This window comes from Larkinella ripae, from assembly GCF_054780775.1.
This window is the reverse complement of sequence record NZ_BAAGVR010000005.1, coordinates 1-8,007: the sequence shown is the minus strand read 5'-3', so window position 1 is coordinate 8,007 and position 8,007 is coordinate 1. Positions and strand designations below refer to the sequence as shown.

The following is an 8,007-nucleotide window of genomic DNA, read 5'->3' as shown; positions in this document are numbered from 1 at the left end:
GTTGCGATCCCCGATTTGGGACTGCAAAGTACCGCATTATTTTCCCCTTTGTCAAGACCCCAATGCAAAATAAATTAGAGGTGCTTTCTATCTCGCTGGTTATTAAGCGGTAAGCGATGAATTTATTTTTATATTTTCCTGCGAAAGCCGAATCGATTGTATAAAATTATGAATGGCGGTTGTCTGATTGGCCTGATTTTGTTCCAGCAATCGTACAAAAGCGCTTCCGATTATAGCACCGTTTGCATAGTGGCTAGCGGTTTGAAACGTATCAAAATCCTGAATTCCGAAACCAATTAGACGCGGATTTTTTATGTTCATTGCTTTAATCCGGCTGAAATATGCTTTCATTTCATCGGTGATCCCTTTTTGTGAACCGGTGGTGCTGGCCGATGAAACCATGTAAATGAATCCATTGGATTCCTCATCGATTTGGTGAATACGGTTTTCGGAAGTCTGGGGCGTAATTAAAAATATATTTAATAAATTGTATTTATCAAAGGTCGCTTTATAATCACGTTCGTAAATATCAATGGGAAGGTCGGGCACAATGATGCCATCAACACCAACTTCGGCGCATTTCTGACAAAATGCTTCTACACCAAACTGAACAACCGGATTTAAATAACCCATCAGTAAAATAGGTACCTGAACTTTATCCCGAATTGTCGCCAATTGGTCGAACAGAATCCGCAGCGTCATTCCGTTGTTCAGCGCGCGCTGGTTACTCTGCTGAATTGTTTCTCCGTCGGCAACCGGGTCGGAGTACGGCATTCCGATTTCAATGATATCGACACCCGCTTCCTGTAAGGTTTCCAGAATTGATACCGTATCGTTCAGGTGTGGAAAACCGGCCGTGAAATATACATTCAGGACTTGCTCGGATTTTTGTTGAAACAATTCAGTGATGCGGTTCATAACAGATTGCAGTTAGGGAATGGAGTTTTGTCCCGCCCTTCCAAAGGCGAGGAGGTGGAGCAGGTTGATTCGGGATTTATTGGGAAAGGTGTTGCGTGTAAGCCGCCAGGTCTTTATCACCGCGTCCGGAAAGGCAGACGACCGTAACCGCATCCGGACCCGCATTCAATTTGGGAATACAGGCTAATGCGTGCGATGACTCCAGGGCCGGAATGATGCCTTCCAAACGGCTCAACTCAAAAGCTGATTCCAGTGCTTCGGAGTCGGTGATGGAATAGAACGTTCCGCGTTCAGACGAAAACAGGTGGGCGTGCAACGGTCCGATACCAGGATAATCAAGTCCGGCCGAAATGGAATAAGGCTCAACAACCTGACCATCTTCGGTTTGCATCAGAATCGTACTGCTACCGTGCAAAATACCCGGTTTTCCCAAAGCCGTAGTAGCGGCCGAATGTCCCGAGGTTAAGCCTTGACCCGCAGCCTCGGCGACAATCAACTGAACCGATGGCTCGTCCAGGTAATGATAGAAAGCACCGGCGGCATTGCTTCCTCCACCCACGCAGGCGATGACATAATCCGGGTTGGACTGACCGGTTTTTTCCAGCAGTTGTTTCCGAACCTCCTCCGAAATGACCGACTGAAACCGGGCTACCATATCCGGATACGGATGCGGCCCAACCACCGAACCAATTACATAGTGTGTATCAACCGGATTATTAATCCAGTGACGCATGGCCTCGTTCGTTGCGTCTTTGAGCGTTTTACTACCACTCGTGGCCGGAACCACTCGGGCACCCAGCATCCGCATCCGATCCACATTGGGTCTCTGCCGTTCCATGTCGATACTTCCCATGTAGACAATGCATTCAAGACCCATCAGCGCGCAAACCGTGGCCGTAGCCACACCATGTTGACCCGCTCCGGTTTCGGCGACGATTCGTTTTTTCCCCAGCCGCTGAGCCACCAGGATCTGACCAATGGTGTTGTTTACTTTGTGCGCTCCGGTATGGCAAAGATCCTCGCGCTTCAGGTAAATGGTTGTGTTGTAAGCTTCTGACAAACGCCGGGCGTGAAAAAGGGGCGTAGGCCGGCCTACATAATCGGTCAGTAAATCCCGAAATTCGCGCTGAAAAGCCGGGTCGGCAATGATCGAAAGGTAATTCTGACGCAATTCCTCGACATTCGGATAAAGCATTTCCGGAATATAGGCTCCGCCAAATGTTCCGTAATAGCCGCGTTCGTCGACCTGATAAGCTGATTTTACTTCTGTGGTTTCCATTGTACTCAAAAACAAGGGTGCAGCAACTTCTGATCGCACTGAAACGGTTACTTCGTTTCAATGCCGGTTCATACGAGGGTGCCGTCGATTTAGTAAAGGCAGAAAAGCCTGGGAGACAGTTTTGCGTACTGTCTCTGAATGTAAAGTTATCTCATCAAGCGAACGGATTAAGCGACGGTTTCCTCTTCTTCAACGGGTTTCAAGCGGGTGATAATCGCCTTTACCAATTCGATATCTTTCAAACCGGGACTCATTTCCACTTTACTGTTAATGTCAACTCCGTAAAGCTTGAGGTGCTTGATTTTATCCAAGGACTCCAGACCATCCGCGTCGATTCCTCCGCTGATAAAGAACGGTTTTTCATTGTCATACCGGTTCATCAGACTCCAGTCGAATGTCACCCCGTTGCCGCCAAACTGCTCGCCTTTTGCATCAAACAAAAAGAAATCGCAGGACGGTTTGTAGTTGTTGATCATGCTGAAGTTGAACGTCTCATCGACCGAAAATGCCTTGATGATGCTCACGCCCCGGTTTCGCAGGTTCCGGCAGAAATCCGGTGTTTCGGTTCCGTGCAGCTGCACATACTGCAGGTCATATTTCTTCACGCTGCGCAGGATATAATCCGGGCTGGCGTTTACAAATACACCTACTTTCTTGACGTTCCGCGGAAATGACTTCAGCAATTCGGCGTCCAGCTCTTCACCAACAAACCGCAGCGATTTGTCGTAAAAAATAAATCCCATAAAATCGGGTGCCAGGGCGAGCAATTCGCGGATGTTGTCGGAATCCCGCATTCCACAGACTTTTACTTTCATACGCTATATTGTTTTTGAGATGATGGATACAACTGGTTTAACTCACCGATTAATTGCTGCAACGCGCTGGCCGGATCGGACGTTTTCATGAACGTTTCTCCAATCAAAAATCCCTGATAACCGGCCTGCTGTAACGCCACAATGGATTCGGCCCGCTGCAAACCGCTTTCGGAAATTTTGACGAAGGAATCCGGAATGAGCGCCGAAAGCCGGATGGATGTTTCGATATCGGTCACGAAGGTTTTCAGGTTCCGGTTATTGACTCCTACCAGATCCACGGTATCGGTCAGGTGATCGGCCAGTTCCTGCTCGTCGTGTACTTCCAGCAAGACTTCCAGCCCCAGCTCGTGGGCGAGCTGGCTGTAGTCGATGACCTGCGTCGGCGTCAGGCAGGCGGCAATGAGCAACACAAAATCCGCTCCGATTGCTTTCGCTTCAAGAATCTGATACGGATCGATAATGAAATCTTTTCGGATGATCGGCGTCGAAGGATTAGCGGCCCGCGCCTGCACCAGGTCGCCCGACGTACCCCCAAAGAAAGGTTCATCCGTTAAAACCGACAGGCAGGCTGCACCGGCCCGGACGTACCCCGCCGTGGTTTCGGCTACCGGAACCTGATCATTGATGATGCCTTTGGAGGGTGATTTACGCTTGAATTCGGAAATAATGCCCGACGAGCCGGGTTGAAGAATGGCTTTGCGAGCAGACAACGGTTGCCGGCTGAACAACGGCTGCTGTTCGAGTTCCCGTGGTGATACTACGGTTTTTTGATAGGTTACTTCGGTTCGCTTACGCTCAATAATCCGTTCAAGTACGTCCATTCTATCTCTATTCCTCGTTATTCCGGTGGTATTGTACTCTTATCACTTTGTATACCTGAAATGTTTTATTAGCATTAATCGGCCAGTAATTTTTTAAGACTACCCAACGCCCTCTTGCTTTCCAGCGATTCACGCGCCTGCCCAATGCCTTCCTCAACAGTTTCGGCTTTCCCGGCAGCCACCAGCGCTAACGCAGCGTTGGCAACGACCGCATCCGTCTGAGCGGCTGTTGCTTCATTGTTGAGCACATTCATAAAAATTTGGGCAGAATCTTCAACGGACTTTCCCCCGGCCAGCTGTTCCGGCTGAAGCTGGGGCAAGCCAATTTGGTGCGGAGTCAACACTTGCTCAGCATGTGCCGAAATTGTCTTGAAGGCGCCGGTCAGCGACACTTCGTCATAGCCATCCAGAGCGTGTAGAATCATAAACCGCTTGGGGGTTTGCTGATAAAGATACGCATATAATCTGGCTAATTCAAGACTAAACACCCCAACGAGTTGTTTTTTTGGGAAAGCCGGATTTACCATCGGTCCCAGAACATTAAAAAAAGTTTTTACACCCAGTTCTTTCCGGATCGGGCCGACGTTTTTCATGGCCGGGTGGAAGAGGGGCGCGTGCAGAAAGCAGATGCCCGCATCCTCTACTTTTCTTCGCAAAATGTCGTAATCGTTCGTAAACCGGTAACCGAGGTATTCCATCACTGTCGAAGAACCGCACATGGATGAAACGCCGTGATTCCCGTGTTTGGTGATTCGCTGGCCCGCACCCGCCACGACAAAAGCCGACAGGGTCGAAATATTGAACGTGTCCTTGCCGTCGCCCCCGGTTCCGCATAAATCCATTACATCGTATTCCGACAGATCCACCGGCAAACACAACTCCAGCATCGCGTCCCGAAAACCTTCCAGCTCGTCCACCGTAATGCTTCGCATCATGTAAACCGTCAGAAAAGCAGCAATCTGCGAGGTATTGTATTGGCCCGTACTGATTCCGACCAGCACCCGCTGGGCTTCTGCTTTTGTTAGGGTTTTGTATTCAAACAGGTGGTTTAGTATTTCTTTCATGGGTATGTAGGAATGCGTTTTTATTTTTTGATGCAAAGCATTTGATGCCCGGTTTTCTGAAAATGGTACGGCACTTCGATCTGTTCAACCCCAAAACCGCTCTTCCGACAGGCCGTCGATACGGTTTTTACGTAAGGCGAAAACTGGCCCGTCAGATCCACGAGTGGAAAAATTCGAACTTCTTTAGCCACCCGCATTAGTTCGTTAATGGCTTGCAGGTGAAACTCTTCTGATAGATGCGCCGTATATAAAAACAGCAAATGCGAACAAAGTGCCAGGTCGAATGCCTGATCGGGAAACGAAAGGGTCGGCAACGATTCCGCCCAATAGCGGCCCTGCTGCCTTCCGGTTTCGTAATCGCTTAAAAACCGGGTCATCGCCCGCATCCGCTGATCGCCCAGGTCATCGGCATCCCGAAACTCAGTCCAGTTGTACTGAGCTGCATTAAACCGCATTTGGTCAACAACGGAAGAGTAAGTCTGCTCAATCCGCAACGCAAGTTCGGTCGCCGAAAATCTGTAAATCGGATCGACCGACACCACCGAATTGCCCAGCTGCTGCATTTCACGGTTGAAACTCGCCGGGCCATCACCAACGCCCAATACGGTTTTCGTCAGATCCGAAGCCGTTAAGTTGAACATCCGCCGGTATTCGTCGAGTGAACGCCCCCACGGAACCACCGATTCTAAAATCATGCGTCCAACCAGTTTGCCAGCATCTGCTTCCCGTGCTCGGTCAAAACCGACTCCGGATGAAACTGAACACCCCTAACGTCGTACTCTTTGTGCGCAATGCCCATCACCCGGCCTTCTTCATCAACCGCCGTAACCACCAGTTCCGCCGGAACACTGTCCGGAATAACCGTCCAGGAATGATACCGCCCGACCAGCAACTCTTCCGGCAACCCATTGAACAAACGTTCCGAGGTATTTTGCAAAAATGTGCGATGCGCCACACCGTGATAAACATCAGTCATATTTTCCAGCATCGCTCCAAAAACTTCACTGATTCCCTGGTGGCCGAGGCAAATACCCAGGATACTTTTTGTGGGCGCGTAGGTCCGAATAACTTCCTGCATGATCCCGGCTTCCGATGGAATGCCTGGGCCGGGCGACAGCAGAATTTTATCGTACGCATTGACCTCTTCCAGCGAGATTTTATCGTTCCGGTGAACATCAACGGTATGACCAAGTTCGCGGAGGATGTAGACGAGGTTGTATGTAAACGAATCGTAATTGTCGATTACCAGCACTTTCATAAAACCTTGATTTTAAATAGTTTCTGCCTGTTTCATGGCGGTCCGAAGCGCCATCAATTTGTTATGCACTTCCTGCAATTCACTCTCCGGATTCGATTTAGCAACTACCCCGGCTCCGGCCTGATAATGCAACGTATTGTTTTTACTCAGAAAGGTCCGAATCATAATCGCCTGATTGAAATCGCCTTTGAAATCCATAAAACCAATGCAGCCTGCGTAAAAACCGCGACTTGATTTTTCATAGCGATCGATCAACCGCATGGCCATGTGCTTGGGTGCGCCCGACAAAGTTCCGGCCGGAAACGTTTCCCCCACAATCCGCAAGGGTTCTGCGTTTTCATCCATTTCACCAACCACTTTTGAAACCAGGTGAATAACGTGCGAGTAGTACTGAACTTCTTTAAAGGTTTCTACTTTGACGGTTTTACAATTCCGGCTCAGGTCGTTCCGGGCCAGGTCCACCAGCATAACATGCTCAGCGGTTTCCTTCGGATCATTGTGCAACTGCTGCGCTAATTCCGCATCCGCAATGTCATCGCCAGTCCGACGGAACGTACCGGCGATCGGATAAATAATTGCGTTCCGGCCTTTGATAACAATCTGTGATTCAGGCGATGACCCAAATAGTTTGTAATTACCGTAATCAAAATAAAAAAGATAAGGCGAGGGATTTAAAGAACGAAGGGCGCGGTAAACGTTAAATTCATCACCCCGAAAAGCCGTTGAAAACTTTCGGGAAAGGACAATCTGAAAAACGTCTCCTCTGTGGCAATGATCAATCCCTTTGTGGATAATTTCCAAAAACTGCTGGTCTGTAAAATTAGATTGCTCTTCTTCCGTCATCTTGAAGGTGTAAGACGGAAAATTGCGGTTTTTGATCAGTGTCTCAATATAGTCGAGGTTATCAGGGCCCGGCTGTTCACCTTCCTGCAGGTAAGAATGTTCAAAAAGATACAGTTCGTCTTTGAAATGATTGATCGCAATAACGTAACGAAATACCTGATAGACGACCAACGGCACGTCATTTTCGGAAGGAACGGCATTGAAAGATATGTCCTCAAAAGACTGAACGGCATTGTAACCAATGTGGCCAAAGAGGCCGTTGGTTATAAAAGGAAAAGCGTGCTTTTGGTAATGAAAACACGCTCTAAACTCCTCAATTTTAGCCAAAAGATCTGCCTTTGGAGAGGCTTCAGAACTGCTAGAAATTCCGTTTGGATACGTAGTAGTAATAGTGACACCATCAAATTCAAACTTAGCGATTGGATCAAAACAGATGTAAGAATAGCTGTTGTCGTTACCATGATAATCCGAACTCTCTAACAAAATGCTATTCACAAATTTATCCCGCAGGCGGAGGTAAATACTAACGGGTGTCAACGTATCGGCCAGCATTTTTCGATACGTGCTCATTACCCTGAATTGAATCTGTTTCGTTTGAATCGTTGGAGCAGTCATAGTGAGAAAAGGTACAGTTTAGAAATAAAAAAAGCCCACTGTGTTGAACAGTGGGCTTCTAAAACCGGTCAAATTGGTTACAAAGCATGGGTAGACTGTTCAACTTCGATTGAAGAGGAACGCCACCAAAGAATAGAAGATGTTACTTCAAAAGGCATGTTTGTAATCCGTTAACATTTAAGTCGGGGTGGCGGGATTCGAACCCACGACCTCTACGTCCCGAACGTAGCGCGCTACCGAGCTGCGCTACACCCCGATGAGACAAAAGTAAAACTTTTATAAATAATAAAAAATATACCCATCTCCGGTTAGGGAGATGGGTACGTAATCTGTGGTGGCGGCCACCTACTCTCCCGGACATGACTCCAGTACCATCGGCGTAACGGGGCTTAAC

At 48.3% G+C, this 8,007-nt stretch carries 8 protein-coding genes and 1 tRNA gene; all 9 read right to left on the bottom strand.

The genetic code is table 11. The features are described 5' to 3' along the window. Positions 1-102 precede the first annotated feature (102 nt). Positions 103-918 (bottom strand): tryptophan synthase subunit alpha, encoded by an 816-nt coding sequence (trpA, locus tag ACYVHX_RS04900; protein ID WP_460670502.1) that lies wholly within the window; start codon positions 916-918, stop codon positions 103-105. A gap of 76 nt (positions 919-994) precedes the next feature. Then, complete coding sequence (trpB, locus tag ACYVHX_RS04895) at positions 995-2,197, bottom strand: tryptophan synthase subunit beta (protein ID WP_460670501.1); 1,203 nt, start codon at positions 2,195-2,197, stop codon at positions 995-997. Between the two features lie 167 nt (positions 2,198-2,364). Next, positions 2,365-3,012: a phosphoribosylanthranilate isomerase gene (locus ACYVHX_RS04890; RefSeq protein ID WP_460670500.1), complete on the bottom strand. Its 648-nt coding sequence runs from the start codon at positions 3,010-3,012 to the stop codon at positions 2,365-2,367. Beyond that, positions 3,009-3,833: an indole-3-glycerol phosphate synthase TrpC gene (trpC, locus tag ACYVHX_RS04885; RefSeq protein ID WP_460670499.1), complete on the bottom strand. Its 825-nt coding sequence runs from the start codon at positions 3,831-3,833 to the stop codon at positions 3,009-3,011. The genes ACYVHX_RS04890 and trpC overlap by 4 nt, the downstream gene beginning before the upstream one ends. Positions 3,834-3,907: 74 nt before the next feature. Further along, positions 3,908-4,897 carry an anthranilate phosphoribosyltransferase gene (trpD, locus tag ACYVHX_RS04880; RefSeq protein ID WP_460670498.1) on the bottom strand — a complete coding sequence of 330 codons (990 nt, stop codon included), beginning with the start codon at positions 4,895-4,897 and terminating at the stop codon, positions 3,908-3,910. Positions 4,898-4,917: 20 nt separating this feature from the next. Beyond that, the gene (locus ACYVHX_RS04875; RefSeq protein WP_460670497.1) at positions 4,918-5,592 is read right to left on the bottom strand and encodes a class I SAM-dependent methyltransferase; all 675 of its coding nucleotides are present in this window, start codon (positions 5,590-5,592) and stop codon (positions 4,918-4,920) included. After that, positions 5,589-6,155 carry an anthranilate synthase component II gene (locus tag ACYVHX_RS04870; RefSeq protein WP_460670496.1) on the bottom strand — a complete coding sequence of 189 codons (567 nt, stop codon included), beginning with the start codon at positions 6,153-6,155 and terminating at the stop codon, positions 5,589-5,591. The genes ACYVHX_RS04875 and ACYVHX_RS04870 overlap by 4 nt, the downstream gene beginning before the upstream one ends. A gap of 12 nt (positions 6,156-6,167) precedes the next feature. Continuing rightward, entirely contained in the window at positions 6,168-7,613 is a 1,446-nt protein-coding gene (locus tag ACYVHX_RS04865) for an anthranilate synthase component I family protein (protein WP_460670495.1), read from the bottom strand. Between the two features lie 182 nt (positions 7,614-7,795). Then, positions 7,796-7,869, bottom strand: a tRNA-Pro gene (locus ACYVHX_RS04860). Positions 7,870-8,007 lie beyond the last annotated feature (138 nt).